Source organism: Schaalia cardiffensis, assembly GCF_016405145.1.
GTDB lineage: Bacteria > Actinomycetota > Actinomycetes > Actinomycetales > Actinomycetaceae > Pauljensenia > Pauljensenia cardiffensis.
Window position 1 is genome coordinate 1 of the sequence record NZ_JAEKIA010000013.1, and the last position, 22,786, is coordinate 22,786.

Genomic DNA, 22,786 nt, shown 5'->3' on the forward strand with positions numbered 1-22,786 from the left:
CACCCGTTCGCCACTAATCAACGGTGCAAGCACCGCATCATCGTTCGACTTGCATGTGTTAAGCACGCCGCCAGCGTTCGTCCTGAGCCAGGATCAAACTCTCCGAACAAAAACAAAAACGTCAAAGCCCAGAAAAACCCACCACACCACAACAGCACAGCAGGCAATCCCAACCAAAAACAACTCAAAAACAAAAAACAGGCATAAAAAACAAACACACTATCGAGTTCACAAACAACACCCCACACCCAACCACAACACCCCAAAAAGGCACCACAACCAGGCAAGGCAACCACCACAACCCCACAACCAGGAGCCGCAGCAACAAAACACAAACCTACACACCCCCACCCACCCACGTCAAACCCACACAACGTAACACCCACCACACTTTTCACCACCCAACCCCCACAACACACAACCAAACCCACCCCCACAAGCCACAACACCCCAACACGCAGCACATGACCCACAGGCTTCTGGCAACTCACAAGAGCTCCACACCACAACACAGCGGTGCAGACCGCACAAGGCGGGACGCATTCAGGCGAACAACTCAGGAGCATCACAACAGCAAGGAGCTTGCACTACCACAGCAAGGGGCCCGGACCAGATGGTCCGGGCCCCTTTCAGCACTATCCAGGCCCGCCAAGGATCACAGACGCGACCGAAAGCCAAGAATCCGTCGTGAGCGCACTATCCAGGTTCTCCAGGAATCACTGCGGCCGATCGGCGTCGGCCTTCGCCACCGAAGTGATCTTCATGTCGTCGTCCTTCGCTCCAACACTGCGACACTCGGCTTCGCTTCAGCACGATCCTTCAGGCACCCCTTTTAGAAGAGCTCCACCACGTTTTAGAAGAGCTCCACCCCGTTTTAGGAGAGCTCCACCACAGCAAGGTTGCGCCGTCCCTTACGGACCAGCACACGAGAACCCGCCAGAAGATCCTCCACGCAAATCGGAGCGTCCTCGTCCTCGACCTTGATGTTGTTGAGGTAAGCGCCGCCAGAAGCGAGGGTACGGCGCGCCGCACTCTTGCCCTTCTCCAACCCCGTTTCCACCAAGGCGTCAATGATCGTCGCCTCACCGAGCTTCAAACAAGCTTTTGGCAGATCCGAAGTCGCCGAAGACAGGGTCTGCTCGTCGATCGCGTGCAAATCGCCACCACCCCACAGGGCGTTCGTCGCAGCGAGAACCCGATCGAGTTCCTCTTCTCCGTGAACCAGGCGCGTCACCTCGGCCGCGAGAGCCTTCTGGGCGCTGCGGATGTGGGGCCGTTCAGCGACCTCCACCTCGAGCTCTTCAATGCGAGCGCGATCAAGGAACGTGAAGATCTTCAAGAACCTCACAACATCCGCGTCCTCGACTTGCAACCAGAACTGGTAGAAGGCGTAAGGGCTCATCATCTGCGGGTCGAGCCAAATGGCCCCGCCCTCGGACTTTCCGAACTTCGTGCCATCGGACTTCGTGATGATCGGAGTGGTGAGCACATGAGTGGTTGCGCCCTCCACCTTGCGGATCAGGTCGACGCCGCCGATCATATTGCCCCACTGATCGTTCCCACCCGTCTCCATCGTCGCACCGTAGCGACGGTAGAGCTCGAGGAAGTCATTCGCCTGGAGGATCTGGTAGGAGAACTCCGTGTAGGAGATCCCCTCATCGGAGGCGAGGCGACGAGCAACAATATCCTTCGACAGCATCGTGCCGACGCGGAAGTATTTCCCAATCCCACGCAGCAGATCAATCGCGGACAGCTCAGCAGTCCAGTCGAGGTTGTTCACCATCGTGGCCGCAGCAGGCCCCTCGAAGTCGAGGAAATGCGAAATCTGGGACTTGAGGCGATCCGCCCAGCCGCGCACGACCTCGCTCGGCTGGAGTTGACGCTCACCCGATTGACGCGGGTCGCCAATCTGCCCCGTCGCCCCACCCACGAGGGCGAGTGGACGGTGTCCGGCGAGCTGGAGGTGACGCATGAGCAGGATCTGCACGAGGTGACCGTGATGCAAGGAGGCCGCGGTCGGATCGAAACCGCAATAGAAGGTGACCGGACCCGCAGCAAGATGCTCACGAAGAGCATCAATGTCGGTGTGCTGGGCGATGAGGCCTCTCCACTGGAGTTCATCGAGAATATCGGTCACGGAAAACACCCTTTCTTCTACGGCTCAAGGAAGTCAATTCCCGGCTCGAAGCTCATTTCCGGCTCAAGGAAGCGCCAATAGCTTAACGGGTCGAGCCCGCCGCCCACGCCCGGCAAGCCGCAAGCGCCTCTTGAGCGGCTTCGAGCTGCTCGGCGACGCGAACAGGGGCTGTGCCGCCCTTGCCCAAGCGCGCGGACACAGAACCGGCGACGCTCAGTACCTCCCGGACCTCGGCGGTGAGGAAGGGGGATGCACTCGCGAGTTCCTCATCACTCAGATCCGCGAGTTCCACTCCCCTGGCCTCGGCAATGCGCACACAGGATCCGGAGATCTCGTGGGCGTCGCGGAAGGGGACGCCGCGGCGCACCAGCCACTCCGCAATATCAGTGGCGAGCGAAAAACCCTGGGGGGCGAGTTCGGCCATGCGCTCAAGATGCAAGGTCATCGTTGAGATCATCCCGGAGACTGCGGGGAGGAGGACATCGAGGGTGTCGAGCTGATCGAAGACAGGTTCCTTATCCTCTTGCAGATCCCTGTCGTAGGCGAGTGGAATCCCCTTCAAGACCGTCAGGAGCGACATGAGGTCGCCAATGAGACGACCGGCTTTGCCTCGTCCCAGTTCGGCGACATCCGGGTTCTTCTTCTGGGGCATGATCGACGAGCCCGTGGAGAAGGAATCGTCGAGAGTGACATAGTCGAACTCTTTCGTGTTCCAGATGATGATCTCCTCGCACAGGCGCGAAATGTCGACGCCGATCATTGCGAGCACGAAAGCCGCTTCAGCGACGACATCGCGCGAAGCAGTGCCGTCAATGGAGTTCTCCACGGAGTCAGAAAAACCCAGTGCCCGGGCAACGGCGCCAGGATCCATGCCAAGAGTGTTGCCCGCGAGGGCGCCCGAGCCGTAGGGCGAAACAGCGGCCCTGCGATCCCAATCCATGAAGCGCTCGACATCGCGGATAAGAGGCCAGGCGTGGGCGAGAAGATGATGGGCAACGAGGACGGGCTGGGCGTGCTGCAAATGTGTGCGCCCCGGCATCACAGCCTCACCCGCATCCTTCGCCTGTCCGATGATCGCCTCGACGACATCGAGGACGAGCTTGGCAATATGGCGGGCCTCTTCGCGCAGGTACATGCGGATCAAGGTCGCGATCTGATCATTGCGTGAGCGTCCCGCACGGAGTTTGCCACCCAGTGTCTGCCCGGCGCGCTCAATGAGTCCTCGTTCCAAAGCGGTGTGGACGTCCTCGTCTTGGGGGGCGGGGATGAAAGCGCCGGAAGCGACGTCCTCGTCAAGACGGTTGAGGGCCTCGTGCATCGCGGTGATTTCTTCGTCGCTGAGCAGGCCCGCCGCATACAGGGCGTCCGCGTGAGCGTGAGAGCCCGCAATGTCGACGTGGGCGAGACGCCAGTCGAAATGGGTCGAAACGGAAAGGGTTGCGAGGGCGTCGGCCGGAGCACCTGCGAAGCGGCCGCCCCACAGGCTCAGGTGCTGGTTCGAAGAATCGGATGACGTCATAGGTCGATCATGCCCTCCCAAGGGGTACTCGTGGGCTGCTGTCTAGAGAGCGGACGAGGAGCAAGTGCGCTGCCCCGTCCCTGCCGGGTACGCGCGCGGCCTGTAATGCTTACGAATGTGCTCCACGAATGGGCGGGTCTGGGCGACATAGGCGGCAAGAACGACGAAGAGGATCCAGTTGCCCTCAAAGAGGAGGCGAGATTCGACGGTTGATTGCACTCCCAGGGCCGTGGCGAGCAGGGCCGGGATGATCGCCGAACGATCTGTGTCGATGCGCCGCACACCCGTCACATAGGTGCCGAGAAGCACCGTCGCAACCGCGAGGAAAACGAGGAAAGCACCCACTATGCCCGTCTCGAACAGAGCCTCGAAATACGCGTTATGAGCCTGGGTTGTTGGAAGGCCATCTGCTCGCAGAAGGAACCCCTCAAACACGGGGTGGTCAATGGGGTAACCGATGGTCCATCCCCAGCCGAGCATCGGATGCTCGAGCCACATTGGAAGTAGGGCCCGCCAAATATCGCCTCTGCCTGAAAAATCGGAGGAACGACCGAGAAAGCTCGCAACATACTCGTGGGCGAACAGGGTCATCATGATGATGACCATCGCCAGTCCCGTCAAGGACAGAACGAGGCCGGGACGTGCTCGTTCCGGTACCGAACCGACGAAAGCGAAAGCGAGAGTCGCTCCTGCGACCGCCAGGAGACACATTGTGACTGTTCCTGAACGTGTGAGCGCCATTGTTGCCCCGGCGAGCCCGATCCACGCGAGGGCGGGACCAGGGGTGACTCGCCCTTGAAGGAGGCGCCCCATCAGGCAAATGATCAAGAGGACCGCGACGAAGGCCAGGGGGTTGCGATTCCCCATGAATCCTTGGATCGGCCCGCCGCTGAACAGGCGGTTCTCCGACCAGAAGAAGATCTGCGGAATATCCGGATTCCGAATGATCGTCAAAGGTGGGAGCGGGGCTTTCCAGAAGAGAGAAACGAAGAGTTCGAAGAGGAAGGAGACGGCGAGGATCGACTGAAAAGCGCGGATGAGCAAGTCGATGATCTCATCCATTGTCCGCGCTGCTGCGAGCATAAGGCCGACCAGTGTCACTCCGATGGTGACCACTGCCGATACTGCCGTGTGGAAGGGGTATTGCGACCATCCGATTGAGAGGACGCACACGAGCGCATAGAGCAGGGTCGCGACCGGCTGGGGTTTTTTGACGAAGGATGCACCCTGGTGGGCGAAAGCCCAGATGAAGGCGATGAAGAGGATCACGAGGACGATCCCAGAACTGTAAAAGCCCACAATGTAGCGAATGCCTTGGCCCGCGAAGCCGACGAAAAGGATCGCAACGGCGACGAGGTCGAAAAACCTCTTCGATCGGAGGAAGGAAGAGGCCGAAGTCGCCGGTCTGGGGAGGGTCTCGTTCGCAGATGTCATCGAGAGCATACTAGCCGTGTATGACGACGTGATCGGTCTGGATGAAAGGACCGGTGAGAAGCGATATCAGACTGAAACACGCCAAGGATGGATGAAAGCACGGCCCGAATCGAGCGGCTGGACCTTTCCGCCTCCAGCAGCGATGCTCCATCTTCGCGATAGGCGCTGTGGCTCGGCTCTGTGCGCCCGCCCTCAATACAGCCCGGGTCGGCCTCGACACAGCCGTCCTTTCTCGACACAGCTGCCCCTTCTCGGCACAGCCCGGCCGGTGCTCAAGTCAGGACTGTCCCGCCTCTGTCCTCGTCATCGTCATTGTCCTCGCCCTCGTCCTCGTCCTCGAAAAGGAGTGCGCCCGCCCTGAAGACCCAGCCTCAGAACGGGCGCAACACCGATCAATCAGTAGCCGCTGCTCTCCCCCAGGCGCACATCGCGCGCAGCCGCGAGCTTCGACTGCAGACCGTAGATGTCGATGAAGCCCCTCGAAGAGGACTGATCGAAAGAATCACCGCTGTCGTAAGTCGCGAGATTGAAGTCGTAGAGCGAAGCATCAGACTTTCGACCATTCACGGTCGCGCGACCCCCGTGCAAGACCATGCGGATATCACCCGACACGAACTTTTGAGTGTCCTCAATGAAAGCGTCGAGAGACTTCTTCAGCGGCGAATACCACTGCGCCTCATAAACGAGCTCTCCCCAGATCTGCTCCACGCCCCGCTTGTAGCGGCGCTGCATGCGTTCAAGAGTCACAGACTCGAGGGCCTGGTGAGCTTCGATGAGCGCAATGGCACCCGGAGCCTCGTAAATCTCACGCGATTTAATGCCGACGAGACGATCCTCAACCATGTCGATGCGACCAATTCCCTGCGCACCCGCGCGCCGATTCATCTCCTGGATCGCCTCCAGCGGGGTGACGGGGCGCCCATCGATCTTCACCGGGATACCCTTGTCGAAGGTGATGACCACTTCATCGGGAAGCGGCGGGTACGTCGGGTCGTCCGTGTACACGTAGACGTCCTTCGTCGGAGCATTCCACAAGTCCTCGAGGAAACCCGTTTCAATGGCACGCCCCCACACGTTCTGGTCGATTGAGAAAGGATTGTGCTTCGTCGTCTCGATCGGAAGATTGTGCTTTTCCGCGTAGGCGATCGACACGTCCCTGGTGAGGGAGAGGTCTCGGATCGGAGAAATGCAGTCCATGTCCGGGGCCATTGAGGTGATCGACACCTCGAAGCGGACCTGGTCATTGCCTTTGCCGGTGCATCCGTGGGCAACCGTGTGGGCCCCGAATTCTCGTGCCGCCCGCACGAGATGCTTGGCGATCACCGGACGTGAAAGCGCGGAAACAAGAGGATACTTCCCCTCGTAAAGGGCATTCGCCTTCAGGGCCGGCATACAGTATTCGCTCGCGAACTCGTCACGGGCGTCGGCGACATAGGCCTCAACAGCGCCGCAGTCGAGGGCGCGCTGGCGGATGACCTCGAGGTCCTCTCCTCCCTGGCCCACGTCAACAGCCACGGCAACGACCTCGCGGCCGGTCTGCTCCCCGATCCAGCCGATCGCGACGGAAGTGTCGAGACCACCGGAGTAGGCGAGAACGACGCGATCATTCTTCGCAGTCATATGCGCTCCTTTTCCTATTTCTATGACAGTCCGGGAGTCCCGGTTCAGTCGAGGTCCGGCATCTGGCCGGGCTCAGCAAGCTCCATGAGGCACTTCTGGGTTGCCCGCGCATCCGCCGCACTTCGGCAGATGACGAGGATCGTGTCATCACCGGCGATCGTGCCCGCGATCTCCTCCAAGCGCACCGCATCAATGGCAGAACCCAGAAGATTCGCACCCCCAACGGTCGTGCGCAAAACAAGCTGGTGATCCACGAGGATCGAGGTGACGAGGAGCGCCTGGCACCACTTCTGGAGGCGCAGGCGCCCGCCCTCGCCCTCGTGCGTCAAAGCGCCATCAATGTCGGGAACCGAGTAGACGCGGCTGCCCTCAGCGGTACGGACCTTCGTGGCCCGCATGTCGACGAGGTCTCGGGACAAAGTGGCCTGAGTGACCTCGATCCCCTTGTCGGCCAGCCTTTCACGCAATTCCTTCTGAGAGCCGATCTGCTCGGAGGCGAGAATGTCGCGGATCGCTTCACGCCTCGCGTTCGGGGTCTGCGGCATCGGTGTGGGCGTCATCGGCGCTCCTCCTTCAACCCGGTGGCTTCCCCAATGAGGCGAGGCAGAGCCTTCGTGAAAGATGCAGCCTGCTCGGCGCTGACAATGAGGGGCGGAGCAAGGCGAAGAGTATGGGGCCCCGTCGCGTTGAGGATGAACCCGGCTCTCCTGCCGACTTCGACAAGTTCAGCCGCAATATCGCGGGTGAAATCGAGGCCGATGAGCATGCCGCGGCCCCGCACCTCGGCAACCCCCTCGATCAGGGCGAGTTCGGCGCGCCACTTGCCAGACAGTTCCTTCACGTAAGAAAGCACTCCTTCCTCTTCAAGAGTGTCGAGGAGCGCCAGGGCCGCGGCCGCGCAGATCGGGTTGCCCCCGAAAGTCGTGCCGTGCATCCCCGGGCCGAGGACATTCGCGCATTCACCGAGTGCGACGCACGCGCCGATGGGCATTCCAGCGCCGAGGCCCTTCGCGAGAGTCACGACATCCGGGACGATGCCCGAGGCGTGGTGCCCCATCCAGTCGCCCGTCCGGCCGATTCCCGTCTGCACCTCGTCAACGACCATGAGGGCGTTATGAGCGCGTGAAAGCTCGCGCACGAGGCTGAGGTAGGAGGCGTCGAGTTCGTGGACTCCGGCCTCGCCCTGAATCGCTTCGACGAAGATCCCGGCGACGTCATCTAACATCGCGGCTTCCAAAGCTTGGGGGTCGTTCGCCGCAATGAACTCGACATTGGGGATCAATGGTGTGAAAGGCGTGCGGTAGCGTTCCTTCCAGGTGAGGGACAGAGCACCGAGAGTGCGCCCATGGAAGGCGTGTTCGAGGGCGAGGACGCGGGTCTTCTCAGGGGAAACAGCGAGGCCGTGGGCCTTGACGATCTTCAGGGCCGCTTCGTTCGCCTCAGTTCCGCTGTTCGCGAGGAAGACCCGGGAGCCTTCGGGGGCCCCGCCGGGTTCGACGATGTGGAGGATCTTCTCCGCGAGCCGGATCTGGAGCTCTGTTGCGAAGAAGTTCGACACATGGCCGAGGCTGCGGGCTTGTTCTTCGATCGCAGCGATGACTTTCGGATGGCAGTGTCCCAGCGCATTCACTGCGATTCCGCCGAGCAGATCGAGGTAGCGCTTGCCCTCAGTATCTTCGAGGTATGCTCCTTCGCCTTTGGTCAAGACGAGGGCGGGAGTGCCGAAAGTGTTCATCACCGATGAGGTGTAGCGGCTCGTCCATTCGGACCCTGCGGGGGTTTCTTTCATGGCGCTCCCGTTCAAGGGGTCTTTCTTCATTGCGCTCCCCTTCGCGGGGTGTGTTTTCCCTGGGTTCTCATTCATGAGGAGTAGGCGCTGTTCTCGTGGACGTAGTCGTGGGTGAGATCGTTCGTCCACAAGACGACGTTCTCCTCTCCGGCTTTCAAGTCGATGAGGACCTGAACCTCCCTTGGCGTCATATCGACGAGGCTGCGGTCCTCTCCCACTGCACCGTTGCGGCAGACCATCACCCCATTGATCGACACGTCAATCTGCTCTGGCTCGAAGGGGGCGAGGGATTCGGGGACCGTGCCGACCTCGGAAAGAATGCGACCCCAGTTCGGATCGTTGCCGAATACAGCGGTTTTGAACAGGTTGGATCGTGATACGGCGCGGGCGACTGCTTCTCCGGCGGCTTCGTCGCTGGCGTGCGCAACCATGATCTCAATATCGTGACTCGCGCCCTCGGCGTCGGCGAGGAGTTGACGGGCGAGGTTCGCGCAGGCCGAGCGGAGAGCCTCAGTGAAGTCTTCTTCCGAAGGAGCGACGCCTGAGGCCCCTGATGCGAGGAGGATCACTGAGTCATTCGTCGACATGCAACCATCGGAATCGGTGCGGTTGAAGGTCGTGCGCACCGCTTCGCTCAAAGCGGCGGCGGCCATCTCATCGTCGAGGATGGCGTCGCTCGTGATGACGCACAGCATCGTCGCGAGTCCGGGCGCGAGCATTCCCGCGCCCTTCGCCATCGCTCCGATCTTCCATCCCTCCTGAGAGGAGAACTCATAGGTTTTGGGGACTGTGTCGGTCGTGCGGATCGCATCTGCCGCTCGGGCTCCCGCCTCAGGGGTCGAGGCGAGGGCAGCCACGGCCGCGTCTGTGCCATGAAAGATCTTGTCCATCGGGAGGCGTTGGCCGATCATGCCGGTCGAGCAGACTCCCACTTCCTTCACTTCGCAGCCCAAGAGGGGCGCGAGGTGTTGAGCGCTCTCCTGTGCATCGTGGAAGCCTGCTTGGCCTGTGCACGCGTTCGCCCCACCGGAGTTGAGGATGATCGCTTTGAGGTTTGCGGAAGCGAGGTGGCTGCGGGTCAAGGTCACGGGCGCGGCGACGACCCGATTCGAGGTGAATACTCCCGCCGATGCGAACACGGGGCCCTCGTTGACGACGAGGGCTAGGTCCAGGGCGCCTTCCGTGTGTTTGATTCCGGCGGCCACACCGGAGGCGGTGAAGCCGCGGGGCGCGGTAACACCGCACGGAGCCGGGGCTCCGGTGGAAGTGGGGGTGTCGGCGAGCACGGGGCTACCGGCGGAAGTGGGGGTGTGGACGGACGCTGCAGAAGCCGGGGTTCCGGTGGGCGAGGTAGACGCGAAGTTTCCGGCAGGAGCCGGGGCTGCGGTGGGCGTGGTCGATTCAGTGCTGGTCACGGTGCGACTCCGATCATTGGAACACCCAGGTACTCCTCAAGCCCCAGGGCGATATTGGCGCTTTGAACCGCCGCTGCCGCGGTTCCCTTCCCGAGGTTGTCAATAGCGGCGATCGCGATGAGCGTCCCCGCTTTGGCATCAATGACGGCCTTGACTCGGGCGAGACCCGTGCCCGTCACCGGTCCGCTCGTCGGCCAGACACCATCGGGGGTGACAGTGATGAGGGCTTCGTCCTCGTAGATGGTGTAGGCCTCTTTCACGCTCTCCTCCTTCACGCCCTCGGCAAGGGGAGCGACGACGGTCGCGAGAATTCCACGAGAAGTCGGGACGAGGACGGGAGTGAAGCTCAGGCGCATCGATTCCTCGTCCCCTCCTGCGAGTACGAGGTTCTGAATGATCTCGGGAATGTGTCTGTGCGTTCCGCCGACCGCGTAGGGAGCCATATTCCCGAGCGCCTGCGAAGCGAGAAGGTGGGGTTTCATGGACTTGCCTGCGCCGGAGTAGCCAACGGCGAGGGTCGCGACAATGTGCGACACGTCGACGAGTCCGGCATGCACAGCGGGTTGGAGTGCCAGGGTCACCGCTGTGACATTGCATCCGGGAACTGCGATCCTGCGGGTCGCGGCGAGGAGTTCTCTTTGGGCGCGAGCCAGGGGCTCTCGTGCATGGATGAGTTCAGGCATGCCGTAGGTCCATGCGGGGCTGAACTCTCCCCCGTAATACTCCGCCCAGTCCTCGGCCTTGATGAGGCGATGATCGGCTGCGCAGTCCAACACGAGGGCGCCGTCCCCGCTGGCATCGAGTTTTTCGGCGAGCGCGGCGGAGTGCCCGTGTGGCAGTGCGAGAATCACGAGGTCGTGGCCGGAGAGTGTTTCGACAGAGGTCTCTTGGATCTCAAGCTCGGCAAGAGAGCCAATCTGGGGGTGGAGTTCACCGAAGAGTCGGCCCGCGCTTGATGCCGCGGTCAGCGTGGTGACCTCAATTTCGGGGTGGGCGGCCAACAGGCGCGCAACTTCACCCCCGGCATAGCCGGATGCTCCGGCGATCGCAGCTTTCAAACTCATATGCATGAATATACACCGTCATGCATATTTATCCATTAGTGTCCGGGGGACGAACACTCAGACCTTCACGCCACCGACCCCTCCGAACACGCAGGCCATCGGCTATTCAGAACATTCAGTCCTTGTCTGAAAGCTCCGCTGCGATCGAATCCGCCCACGCCTCGACCTCGCTCCAGTCGCGGAAATCACCCTCCACGACACCCGCGAGGCGCGCAACCGAACGCTCGCGCAAGGACAAGAGCGAAGGCTTGTAACGGCCCGCAAAAGTGTGCTTGTCAATCGCGAGAACATGCGTCAAAGCCGGACCAATGCGAGTCGGATCTTGCGGCGCATGCTTCGGCACCCCATTCATCCCAACTGAGAAAGCCCAGACGCGCTTCGTCTTCAGCTGCTCGGCGAAGCGCTCCAAGAAACTCTTCGCCTCGTCCATCCACTGAAGGATGTACACCGCCGAACCGCATACGACCACGTCATAGGGATCCACGGATTCCACGGCCGCCGGAGCCACGACATCAACGCTGTGGCCCGCATCTTCGAGCCTGTGCGCGATCGCTTCCGCGATCTCATGAGCCGAACCATGTTTCGAAGCTGCAGTGACAAGGATGTGCATACGCCCAGTATGAACGACAAGGAGGCCCCTCGCGCTGTCCGATGGTCCCGGTGAGTCGGAATCCATAAGATGCGCGAGGGCCCTCCCTTAAGAATCTGCCTCCCGATGGCGAAGCATTCAGGAACGAAGAGACGCTCCGAGGACCTTCTCCGCTTTCTTCACAACATCCTCACGAACCTTCGCCGATTCCTTCGCAGTGAGCGTGTGATCGGTGGCGCGAAGCTTCAGGGCGAAAGCGAGAGAACGCTTCCCCTCCCCCAACTGCTTGCCTTCGAAAACGTCAAACAAGCTGAGGTCTTCGAGGAGCGGGCCCGCACCCTGGCGAACCACCTGTTCGACGCGCGACACGGGAATCGAGGAGGAGACGACGAGGGCGATGTCCTCCTTCGCGACCGGGAAAGTCGACACGGGCTTGACCTGGATCGGCTCAGCCGAGCAGGCCTCAAGAAGAGCGGACAGATCGATCTCAGCGGCGCACGAGCGAGCGGGAAGACCGAAGGCCTTGCACACCGCAGGGTGGAGCTCCCCGGCGAAAGCGATGTCCACAAGCTCACGCCCCTTCCGCACGAAAACGCGGGCAACACGGCCCGGGTGCCAGGGGGCGACCTCGGATGGATCCTGCGCAGGCGTCGGCATGGGAGCACCCTTCACCGTGGAAGGCTCTAGATCCCAGGCGCGACACGTCTCAACGCGCACCCCGAGGATCGAGGCGAGCCCCAAGACGATCTCAAGGGCATCAGACCACGCGAAGGAACGAGTCTCCTCGGCAAGCGGGGAGGCCGAGGCACGCCCAGCGAGGACCACGCCAATATGCTGAGGCTGCTTGGGAGTCCCCGCGTACAAAGCTCCGAGCTCCTCATCGCTCGGGCGCTGGGACGCGGAAAGCAGCCCAGTTGGAACGGTCCCCTCGGGCCTGGCGACGAGCCCCTGTTCGAACAGGGCTGCCCGGTCCGCACCTCGGGCAATATTGCGGCCCGCAGCATCAAGAAGCGTGTCAAGGATCGAGGTGCGCAGCCAGGGAGCATCATCGGCGAGCGGGTTGCGCAATCTCAAAGCCTGACGCCTCGGATCGGATTCAGCCAGTCGCTGACGGTCAAAGGAATCCGAGACGAAGGGGTAGCTGAGAACCTCAACAAGCCCCTGAGCTGCGAGGAAGTGCACGGCCTGACGGCGAGCCTCCTGCGCGCCCGTCAAACCGGTTCCCGCCGGAGCGGCAGGGAGAATCGAAGGGATTTCGTCGTATCCGTCAAGACGGGCAACCTCCTCGACCAAGTGAGCCCGACCCACCAGATCGGGGCGCCAAGTCGGCGGAGTCACGAGGAAGACCCCTTCGGCGCCCTCCACGACCTCGCAACCGATCGCTTCGAGGATCTCGCGAACCCGGTCCTTCGAATAGTCGACACCAACAAGGCGCGCCGCGTCCTCGAAGGGGAACTCAATCGCCTCAGCGGCGCTGAGCTCATTGAAGTCGAAGACCGCAGGATCGACCGTGCCACCCCCGTATTCGACGAGCAGGTCCACTGCGCGTTGCGCGGCCACAGCCGGAAGTTGCGGGTCGCTTCCACGTTCGAAACGCTTGGACGCCTCGGAGGGCAGGTGATGACGGCGCGAAGTACGGGCAATCGACACGGGGTCGAAGTGCGCCGCCTCGAGGAGAATATCCGTCGTGGACTCCTCGACCTCGGAGTAGGCGCCACCCATCACACCGGCCAGACCAATGATGCGCGAGCCCTCCGACTCAGGTGAATCGGTGATGAGCAGATCCTCCGGGTCGAGCTCGCGCTCGACCTCGTCAAGAGTCTGGAGCTTCTCCCCCGCTTTCGCTCGGCGCACCACAATCGGTGCGGCCAGGGCCGACAGATCGTAGGCGTGCATCGGCTGGCCCAAGTCGAGCATCACATAGTTCGTGACATCAACGGCGAGGGACAAAGAGCGCATCCCCGCGGCCTCGAGGCGCTCCACCATCCAACGCGGCGTCGGCGCCTGAGGATTCACTCCGCGCACGATCCTCGTGACGAAACGGTCAGCGCCCATTGCACCCTTAATCGGAGCCTCGTCCTTGACGAGAACAGGGAAACCATCCGCGCTGGCCTCGGGAACGCTCGTGACGAGATTGCCCACCAGGCCAGGATCGGTGAAGGCCGCTCCAGTGGAGTGGGAGAACTCGCGGGCGACACCGCGCATTGAGAAGCAGTAGCCGCGGTCCGGGGTCACGTTGATCTCAAGGACCTCCTCGCCCAGTCCCAAGAACCCAATGATGTCGGTGCCGGGTGCGGGGATCTCGCGGTCCGCAAACATCTTCTTCAAGACGATGATGCCATCGTGGTCCTCGCCAAGACCAAGTTCCCGTGCCGAGCAGATCATGCCGTCCGAGATGTGTCCGTAGGTCTTGCGCGCCGCAATCTGAAAATCTCCGGGCAGCACCGCGCCGGGCAAGGAGACGACAACCAGGTCGCCCTCGACGAAGTTGTGGGCACCGCAGATGATCCCCCGGCTCTCAAGCTCCGAGGGCTCCTTTCCGCTGCCGGGGGCGTCGTTGAACTCGCCCACGTCGACCCGGCAGTAGTTGACGGTCTTGCCGTTCGATGCGGTCTCCTTCACGAGGGACAACACCTTGCCCACGACGAGAGGACCTTGGACCTTCGCGGGGTGGATCGTTTCCTCTTCAAGACCCACCTTGACGAGAGCCGCGGCGAGCGCGGTCGCATCGGTGCCCTCGGGGACCTCGACGTGGTCGGCGAGCCAGCTGAGCGGAACCATTGGCATTTCAGTGGCCCTTTCCGTGAAGACCGAACTGCTGGGAGAAACGCACATCGCCCTCGACGATGTCGTGCATGTCGGCGATGCCGTGGCGGAGCATGAGCGTGCGTTCAATACCCATGCCGAAAGCGAAGCCCGTGTACTCGTCCGGGTCAATGCCGTTGGCGCGCAGAACATTCGGGTTGACCATGCCGCAGCCGCCGACCTCGATCCATCCGGCCCCGCCCTTCTTCTGGGGGAACCACATGTCGAGTTCGGCGCTCGGCTCGGTGAAGGGGAAGAAGGAGGGGCGAAGGCGGGCCTTCGCATCGGGGCCGAACATCGCCTTCGCGAAATGGTCAAGAACACCCTTGAGATGCGCCATGGTCAGCCCCTTGTCGACCGCGAGGCCTTCGACCTGGTGGAAGACCGGGGTGTGGGTCGCGTCGAGGGCGTCCGAACGGAAAACCTTGCCCGGGCATGCGACGTACAGGGGGACGCCGCGGGCAAGCAGGGAACGCGACTGCACGGGTGAAGTGTGGGTGCGCATGACGAGGCATCCATCTTCGGGGGCCTCGCCGCCGATCGTCGTGCCGTCGATGTAGAGGGTGTCTTGCATCTGGCGCGCCGGGTGGTCGATGTCGAAGTTGAGGGAGTCGAAGTTGAACCACTCGTGCTCAATCTCCGGTCCTTCCGCGATCTCCCAGCCCATCGAGGTGAAGAAGTCCTCGATCTCCTCAATGAGCGTGCCGATCGGGTGGCGAGCACCAATGACGGAGCGGGCACCGAAAGCGGTGACGTCGACGGATTCCTCCACCAGGACCCGGGCTTCGTGTTCGGCCTCGAGGATCTGTCCGCGCTCAGTCAAGGCCTGCGAGAGGCGAGCGCGAGCACCGCCGAGGTTCTTGCCCGCCGTTCCCCTGTCTGCGGGGGCCAGCTGACCGATCTTCCGGTTCGCGAGGACCAGAGGCGCCTGGTCGCCCAGGAGTGCGGACTTCACGGCTTTGAGGGCCTCAAGGTCTGCGGCGGCCTCGATATCGGCGAGGGCGCGGGCGACGAGGTCGTCAACTGCCTCCGAATCGAGCGGGTTGAGGTCAAGGGCGGCTTGGGCCATGTCCTGCTTCCTCCGTCGGGGTCATGAATGCGCGTGCTTCGCGCCCCGCCATGATAGTCCGTTTGCCGATCGCCTCGGATTCACGTCCGCTCCGCGGTGTGCTTCGGTTCTGCAGGTTCTGCTCTGGCGCTCGGGTGCGGTGCTGCATCGCTGGAGCAGAAGAGGTGCTGGGGCTGAGCCTAGACGCTGCGGCACCGTGTCGGGGTGTTCGAGTGATAGGGGCTGAGACGGGGGCTGTTCTTGTACAGGATGGAACCGGGATGCTCCCGTGATGGGGCTGAGACCGGGGCCGCTGTTAGGGAAAGTGGGATGGAGGCAGGGCTGTTGCGGTTCTGCAAGAGAGGCAGGGGCGCTCGAACGAGAGTTCTGAGGTGGGACTAGGCTTGACGCCATGACTCTTTCAGTTGATCTTGCCTCTCGTGCGCCCTTGGGCGATCTGAAGCCCGGCCGTATCTCCCCGCTGCGCACCGTGCCCGCACACATCGAACGCCCCGAATACATGTTCCACGACGGTCCCGAACGTGTCACAGCATCCGATGTCAAGGACCCTGAGACGATCGAGCGCATCCGCTACGCCGGGAAGATCGCTGCGCAAGCCCTCGAACTCGTCGGTGAAGCTGTGAAACCGGGGGTGACCACCGATGAACTCGACCGGATCGGCCACGACTTCCTTATCGCACACGACGCCTACCCCTCTTGCCTGGGATACATGGGCTACCCCAAATCCCTGTGTACCTCGATCAATGAGGTGATCTGCCACGGCATTCCCGATGATCGTCCGCTTGAGGAAGGCGACATCGTCAATGTTGACATCACCGCCTATGTCAAGGGCGTGCACGGCGACACCTGCCGGATGTTCGAGGTCGGCACCGTGGATGAGGAATCACATCTGCTCATCGAACGCACGAAGAACGCCATGATGCGTGGCATTAAAGCCGTTGCGCCCGGACGAGAGATCAATGTCATCGGCCGCGTGATCGAAAAGTACGCGAGGCGCTTCGACTACGGTGTCGTCCGCGACTACACGGGTCACGGCGTCGGCGAAGCCTTCCACTCGGGGCTTATCATCCCCCACTACGATGCGGCTCCGAACTACTCGACCGTCATGGAGCCCGGCATGGTCTTCACGATTGAGCCGATGATTACCCTCGGTGGAATTGACTGGGAGCAGTGGGATGACGAGTGGACTGTCGTCACTGCCGATCGTTCACGCACGGCCCAGTTCGAGCACACGATCGTCGTCACCGAGGACGGGGCTGAGATCCTCACCCTGCCGTAATGCTCCGCCCGCTCAGGGTGGGGATGCGTGAAGCCTGAGCTGTTGTCCTTTTGTCCTTTCCCAGCACAAGCTCACGGCCTCGGCACCCCCGAACACACCACTGGAGGCACCGGGCATGCATTCATCCCCTGTGTGGACCAGCACCCTAAAAGCCTGAGGCGCCGGGATTTCCCCACATCCCCGTAGGCCCAGCACCCCAAAAGCCCGAGGCGCCGGGCATGCATTCATCCCCTGCGTGGACCAGCACCCCAAAAGCCTGAGGCGCCGGGATTTCCCCACATCCCCGTAGGTCCTCGAGTCTTCGTCGGCTCGGGGCGCAAGGCCAGGAATTTTCGGCACTGAAAGGGTCCATTCTGGAACGAATATCGCCCACGCGACTGTGCCTCACCTGTGAAGACGGCATCCCTTCAGTTTTTTCGCGACGAGTAGCCCTCTCAGGGCCTGTCTTCCTCTCGTGATCTGTCTCCCCTTCTTTTGAGTTTGCTCGATGTCCGTAGAGAGCTCGACGTCTGTAGAGGGAACAGATCATTCGTCGAGGGGCGCAAATTATGCTCCCGGCCCCGCCCTTCACCGGACTCGGGTTATTATTCTCATCACACCCCAATTTCTTCTCTTGGAGGACAAGATGACGACGGTGGCATGCGGTATCGATATTGGCGGCTCGGGAGTGAAGTCGGCACTGGTCGACCTCGAGACCGGGGAATTCATCGGAGAACGCATCCGGATCGACACACCGAAACCCGCGACGCCCGACGCTGTCGCCGACGTGTGCCATCAGATCCTCGTCCAGCTCGAGGTCGGCCCCGAGATCCCGGTCGGCATCGCCTTTCCCGCACCCGTAATCCACGGAGTCATCCCCTTCATGGCGAACCTCGACGACTCCTGGGTCGGCATTGATGTCAACGAACTCATGATGCGCCACCTCTCCAGACCGGTCGTTCCACTCAACGACGCCGACGCCGCAGGCTTCGCAGAGGTCGCATATGGTGCCGCGAAGGGGGTTGAGGGCCTCGTCATCCTCACCACACTCGGCACCGGCATCGGTTCCGCGCTCATCATGGACGGGCACCTCATTCCGAATACGGAACTCGGGCACCTTGAGATCGATGGTTACGACGCTGAGAAGCGCGCCTCCTCCGGGCAGAAGACCCTTCAGGACCTCAGCTGGAAGAAGTGGGCGAAGCGCCTTCAGCGCTACTACTCCCACGTCGAGATGCTCCTCTCCCCCGATCTTTTCGTCGTCGGCGGCGGCGTGTCGAAGAATCATGACAAGTTCATGCCTCTCCTCGACTTGAAGACGCCGATGGTTCCTGCGCAGCTGCGCAACACCGCGGGCATCGTGGGCGCTGCATCCTACGCGGCATCCCGAGCCTGAGGCCAGAACGGATCCCGGCCACAAGTCGGACACAACGGGGCCCAAGGTGGCCACAAGTCGGACACAAGGGCACTCCACGAGGAGTTCACCTCCCGTCCGAAGACCAGCCAAAGCCCGCTCACCAGGGGAAACCGCCTCCATCAGGGCCAGTCTCCCCCCTCAGTGTCCGACTTGTGCCCGGGGCGAAACCATCACTGTCCGACTTGTGCCCCGGGCACTCTTTTTCAGCTCCTTTTGGCCAGATCCCTCAGGACGTACTGAAGGATTCCCCCATTGCGGTAGTAGTCGGCCTCCCCGGGAGTGTCGATCCGCAGTCGCGCATCGAACACAACGCAGCTGGAGTCCTCGCGAGTCGCAGTGACGCGCAAAGTCTTCGGGGTCACACCCTCATTCAAAACGCTCACGCCTTCGATATCGAAGAGCTCCTCACCCGTCAGCCCCAGAGTGTCTCGGCTCTGACCTTCGGGAAATTCGAGGGGGAGCACTCCCATACCGATGAGATTCGAACGGTGGATGCGTTCGAAGGATTCAGCGATAACGGCCTTCACTCCGAGCAGGGAAGTGCCCTTCGCCGCCCAGTCCCGCGAGGAGCCCGAACCGTATTCCTTACCTCCAAGGACAACGAGCGGCGTGCCCGCAGCGAGGTAGTCTTGCGCCGCCTCGTACACGGTGGTCGTCGGCGCGCCCTCGCGAGCGAAGTCCTTCGTGAAACCACCCTCGACACCCGGAACCATCTCATTGCGGATACGGATATTGGCGAAGGTCCCACGGATCATGACCTCATGATTTCCACGCCTCGAGCCATAAGAGTTGAAATCCTTGCGCTCCACCCCATTGGCGAGCAGGTACTGGCCCGCCGGAGTCTCCGGCTTGAAAGCGCCTGCGGGCGAAATGTGGTCGGTCGTCACCGAGTCGCCGAGCTTCAGCAAGACCCTGGCGCCGTGAATATCTTCAACGGCTTCGGGCTCGAGGCCCATTCCTTCAAAGTATGGGGGTTTGCGGACATACGTGGAGGTGCTGTCCCAGGAGAAGGTGTCCCCCTCGGGGGTATGGAGTCCCTGCCAGCGCTCGTCTCCAGCGAAGACATCCGCATAGTCCTTCTCGAACATCTCACGGTCGATCGAAGAATCGATGCTCGACTGGACTTCCTCCGGGCTCGGCCAGATGTCCTTCAGGAAAACCTGCTCCCCCGTCGCAGGGTCGGTCCCCAAAGGCTCGGAGTCGAAGTCGAAGTCCATCGTGCCGGCAAGTGCGTAGGCGATGACGAGCGGCGGGGACGCGAGGTAGTTCATCTTCACGTCCGGGTTGATGCGGCCCTCGAAATTGCGGTTGCCCGACAGGACCGACACGACCGCCAAGTCGTTCTCATTCACCGCGGCAGACACTTGCGCGGAAAGAGGACCAGAGTTGCCGATGCAGGTCGCGCAGCCGTATCCGACGAGGTTGAAGCCGAGGGCGTTGAGGGCGCCCCACAGCCCCGCCTTCTCGAAGTAGTCGGTCACAACCTTTGAACCAGGAGCGAGGGAGGTTTTCACCCAGGGTTTCGACTTCAAGCCCCGGGCGACGGCTTTGCGGGCGAGAAGGCCCGCGGCCATCATCACCGAGGGGTTCGAGGTGTTCGTGCACGAAGTGATTGATGCGATCGCGACGTCACCGTGGTTGAGGCGGGTTTGTGTGCCATCCGCCAGGGTCAGCGCCACGTCCTCGCGCTCACCTTCGGGCGCGTAGTCGGCGATGGTCTTGCGGAAGGAATCTTTCGACTCCGACAAGGTGATGCGGTCCTGTGGACGCTTAGGACCTGCGATCGAGGGGACGACGCTCGCAAGGTCGAGCTCGAGGTATTCGGAATAGCGCACCTCGTGGGAGGGGTCGTGCCACAGGCCTTGGGCCTTCGCGTAGGCCTCGACGAGGGCGATGGATTCTTCTGAGCGGCCGGTGAGTCGCAGGTAATCGAGGGTGACCTCGTCGATCGGGAAGATGGCGGCCGTCGAACCGAACTCGGGCGACATATTGCCGATGGTCGCGCGGTTCGCCAGCGGAACGGCGCTGACCCCGGAGCCGTAGAACTCGACGAATTTGCCGACGACTCCGTGGGCGCGCAGCTTCTGCGTGATCGTGAGGACAACATCCGTGGCGGTTGCGCCCGCAGGGATCTGCCCGGTGAGTTTGAAACCGACGACGCGGGGGATGAGCATGGAGACCGGCTGACCGAGCATCGCGGCCTCTGCTTCGATTCCGCCGACACCCCAACCGAGGACACCCAGGCCGTTCACCATCGTCGTATGTGAGTCCGTGCCGACGCAGGTGTCCGGGTAGGCGGTGATCGTGCCGTCGTCTTCGACTCGGGTGAAAACCGTTCGGGCGAGGTGCTCGATATTCACCTGGTGGACGATCCCGGTCGAAGGCGGAACCACTTTGAAGTTGTCGAAGGCTCCCTGCCCCCAGCGGAGGAATTGGTAGCGTTCGCGGTTGCGCTCGTATTCACGTTCGACGTTCCCTTCGAATGCGAAGGGTGTGCCTGCAACGTCGATCTGTACCGAGTGGTCAATGACCATTTCAGCCGGAGCGAGTGGGTTGATGAGGGTCGGGTCTCCCCCGAGGTCAGCGACGGCCTCACGCATGGTGGCGAGGTCGACGATGCAAGGGACGCCGGTGAAGTCCTGCATGATGACGCGGGCCGGGGTGAATTGGATTTCCGTGTCTGGTTCGGCCTCGGGGTCCCAGTTCGCGAGGGCTGTGATGTGGTCTGTCGTGATGTTCTGGCCGTCTTCGGTGCGCAGGAGATTCTCGGCGAGGATTTTCAGCGAGTACGGGAGCTTCTTGAGTCCCTCGACCGCGTCCAGACGGTAGTAGGAGTAGTTCTGTTCGCCGACGCTCAGTTCAGCGCGTGCGGCGAAGGAATCGATACTCGCCATTGGGGTCTCCTTATCGCTGCGGCAATGCCCTGCGGGTGCCAGGCTCGTAGGTGCGGGGCTCAGCTCCCACACAATTTATCTCGACATCAAGATTACGGAGGGGTGGCTTCTGTGCAAGCCGATTCTCACAAAACTCAACGAACCCCGAGTTTTCGCACACTTCCTCTCGTTCATCGTCGAGGACGAGGACGCGAGGATTCGTCTTGCACTCAGCCTTTCGGCAAAGCGCTCATCAAGGAAATCCTCTTCCGGGTCAGCAAGGAAATCCGCTTCAGAGCAGGTGGGAAAAGCGGTTCAGAGCGCATGGGGAATCTCCTCCCCCACTCCCCGATCACAACGCGCCGGGTTCTAGAGGTGGTTGCAACTTGTTCCATGCCCTGAGCACCACGTCCCAGTACGCACTGTTGGCACAGATCAACGTCTCCCCCACTCCCCGATCAGAACACCTGGCGTTCTAAAAGTGCGAGAGTCTCAACATGATGCGTGTGCGGGAACAAATCCCACGCTGAAAAGGCACTGAGCCGATAGCCCGCCTCGAAGAGCTCACGCAGATCCCTCGCCCCAGCGGCAGGATCGCAGGACACGAGAACAATCCTCGACGCCCCGGCATCCGCAATCGCTCGGCACGCCTCGCGTCCCGCTCCCGCTCGCGGAGGATCGAGCACAATGACATCGGGGCGCCGATCGAGCTGTGTTTTCAGCTCTGAAATCCCCTCTTTGTCGACTCCACCGACGAAGGCATCCACCCAACCAAAGGGAGCGAGATTCTCCCCAGCATCCGCCACTGCCCCTTCATCGCCTTCGAGGGATACGAGGCGCCCCTTCGGGCCGATCGCTTCAGCGAGGGGACGAGTGAAAAGGCCAGCGCCCGAGTAGAGTTCAAGGACTCGATCCCCCTCATTCAGGGCCGCAGCGGAAAGGACAGCATTGGCAAGAACCTCCGCCCCCTTGATGTGGGTCTGCCAAAAGCCCGTGGGGCGAACCCGGTATTCGATGTTCTTCCCGGCGACTTCGACATTCCACGGCAAACGCTCGGCCTCGATCTTTTCACCAAGAGAGTTGAAAGCACCCTTCGAGGTGAGCACCATCGGGGACTGCCCGTTCGGAGCGACCACGCGGATCCGCTCTTTCGAACGCCACAGGTCCGCCCACGCCGATCCTGCGCCAAGAATCCCGAGCTCTTCGATCGGAGTGACCGCAAGAGGCATCGAATCGAGGGCGATCACCTCGCGGCCTCGAAAACGGTGCATTCCGGCCCGCCCCTCCTGGTCGATCACGAGTTCGATCCTCGTTCGACGCCGCGTGAGATCTCCGCACTCGTCGCCGGGCGCCGCTTGAACCTGAACCCCGCCCAGTTCTTCGACGGCGGCCGCACAATCCGGCCCGCCGATCCTTCGTAGCTGGTCTTGGATGACCTTTTCCTTCCAGGCCCGTTGAGCATGGGGAGCGACATGGGCGAGTTCTCCGCCGCCGACACCTCCCGGGCCCGCCTGCGGCCACATGGACTCGACGCGATCTGGCGAGGCTTTAAGGATGTCCACGGCATCGGCCCAGGCGAGGGACTTTTGGGTGGAGGTGACACGAGCTCGGACGCGTTCCCCCGGGAGGGCATGACGAACGAACACGACGCGCCCGTCCTCGTCGCGGGCGACGCAGGCCCCGCCGTGCGCGGGAGAGCCGATCTGCAGCTCAAGAATCTGCTCTTCAATGCCTGTTGCGGCGCGGCTGCGGTGATGGCGTCGTGACTTACTCGTCATCGATCATCCTCTTCTCTTC

At 61.9% G+C, this 22,786-nt stretch carries 15 protein-coding genes and 1 rRNA gene; 2 read left to right on the plus strand and 14 right to left on the minus strand.

The genetic code is table 11. The annotated features are described in order from the left end of the window. The 12 genes from JFX23_RS07770 to pheS all read right to left on the minus strand — a co-directional run. Positions 1 to 109: ribosomal RNA gene (locus JFX23_RS07770) — 16S ribosomal RNA — on the minus strand; the annotation flags it as partial. A gap of 765 nt (positions 110 to 874) precedes the next feature. Beyond that, positions 875 to 2,137, minus strand: coding sequence for a tyrosine--tRNA ligase (gene tyrS, locus JFX23_RS07775; RefSeq protein ID WP_198776422.1), 1,263 nt, complete (start codon positions 2,135 to 2,137; stop codon positions 875 to 877). 82 nt (positions 2,138 to 2,219) lie between these two features. Beyond that, positions 2,220 to 3,656 carry an argininosuccinate lyase gene (gene argH / locus JFX23_RS07780; protein WP_198776423.1) on the minus strand — a complete coding sequence of 479 codons (1,437 nt, stop codon included), beginning with the start codon at positions 3,654 to 3,656 and terminating at the stop codon, positions 2,220 to 2,222. Positions 3,657 to 3,698: 42 nt separating this feature from the next. Then, on the minus strand, positions 3,699 to 5,090 hold the full coding sequence (locus JFX23_RS07785; protein ID WP_233050691.1) for an O-antigen ligase family protein: 1,392 nt from the start codon (positions 5,088 to 5,090) through the stop codon (positions 3,699 to 3,701). 396 nt (positions 5,091 to 5,486) lie between these two features. Next, positions 5,487 to 6,710 (minus strand): argininosuccinate synthase, encoded by a 1,224-nt coding sequence (locus JFX23_RS07790; protein ID WP_005961488.1) that lies wholly within the window; start codon positions 6,708 to 6,710, stop codon positions 5,487 to 5,489. Positions 6,711 to 6,754: 44 nt separating this feature from the next. Continuing rightward, a complete protein-coding gene (locus JFX23_RS07795) occupies positions 6,755 to 7,270 on the minus strand; it encodes an arginine repressor (RefSeq protein ID WP_198776425.1) in 516 nt (171 codons plus the stop codon). Beyond that, on the minus strand, positions 7,267 to 8,529 hold the full coding sequence (locus JFX23_RS07800) for an acetylornithine transaminase (protein ID WP_198776426.1): 1,263 nt from the start codon (positions 8,527 to 8,529) through the stop codon (positions 7,267 to 7,269). The genes JFX23_RS07795 and JFX23_RS07800 overlap by 4 nt, the downstream gene beginning before the upstream one ends. Positions 8,530 to 8,570: 41 nt before the next feature. After that, positions 8,571 to 9,785, minus strand: a complete 1,215-nt coding sequence (gene argJ / locus JFX23_RS07805; protein ID WP_198776451.1) for a bifunctional glutamate N-acetyltransferase/amino-acid acetyltransferase ArgJ — start codon at positions 9,783 to 9,785, stop codon at positions 8,571 to 8,573. A 125-nt stretch (positions 9,786 to 9,910) separates the two neighbouring features. Next, positions 9,911 to 10,978 (minus strand): N-acetyl-gamma-glutamyl-phosphate reductase, encoded by a 1,068-nt coding sequence (gene argC, locus JFX23_RS07810; RefSeq protein WP_198776427.1) that lies wholly within the window; start codon positions 10,976 to 10,978, stop codon positions 9,911 to 9,913. A 115-nt stretch (positions 10,979 to 11,093) separates the two neighbouring features. Beyond that, a complete protein-coding gene (locus tag JFX23_RS07815) occupies positions 11,094 to 11,588 on the minus strand; it encodes a flavodoxin domain-containing protein (RefSeq protein ID WP_005961493.1) in 495 nt (164 codons plus the stop codon). A gap of 117 nt (positions 11,589 to 11,705) precedes the next feature. Further along, the gene (pheT, locus tag JFX23_RS07820; RefSeq protein ID WP_198776428.1) at positions 11,706 to 14,354 is read right to left on the minus strand and encodes a phenylalanine--tRNA ligase subunit beta; all 2,649 of its coding nucleotides are present in this window, start codon (positions 14,352 to 14,354) and stop codon (positions 11,706 to 11,708) included. A 1-nt stretch (position 14,355) separates the two neighbouring features. Further along, positions 14,356 to 15,441, minus strand: coding sequence for a phenylalanine--tRNA ligase subunit alpha (gene pheS, locus JFX23_RS07825; protein WP_005961495.1), 1,086 nt, complete (start codon positions 15,439 to 15,441; stop codon positions 14,356 to 14,358). Between the two features lie 391 nt (positions 15,442 to 15,832). On the opposite strand from pheS, the gene map reads away from it, so the two are divergent. Then, a complete protein-coding gene (gene map / locus JFX23_RS07830) occupies positions 15,833 to 16,720 on the plus strand; it encodes a type I methionyl aminopeptidase (protein WP_198776429.1) in 888 nt (295 codons plus the stop codon). A 625-nt stretch (positions 16,721 to 17,345) separates the two neighbouring features. Next, positions 17,346 to 18,095, plus strand: a complete 750-nt coding sequence (gene ppgK / locus JFX23_RS07835; RefSeq protein ID WP_040313450.1) for a polyphosphate--glucose phosphotransferase — start codon at positions 17,346 to 17,348, stop codon at positions 18,093 to 18,095. 224 nt (positions 18,096 to 18,319) lie between these two features. Here ppgK and acnA read toward each other — a convergent pair whose 3' ends face one another. Both acnA and JFX23_RS07845 read right to left on the minus strand, forming a co-directional pair. Further along, positions 18,320 to 21,010: an aconitate hydratase AcnA gene (gene acnA / locus JFX23_RS07840; protein WP_198776430.1), complete on the minus strand. Its 2,691-nt coding sequence runs from the start codon at positions 21,008 to 21,010 to the stop codon at positions 18,320 to 18,322. Between the two features lie 437 nt (positions 21,011 to 21,447). Beyond that, complete coding sequence (locus tag JFX23_RS07845; protein WP_198776431.1) at positions 21,448 to 22,767, minus strand: class I SAM-dependent RNA methyltransferase; 1,320 nt, start codon at positions 22,765 to 22,767, stop codon at positions 21,448 to 21,450. Positions 22,768 to 22,786: the final 19 nt, after the last annotated feature.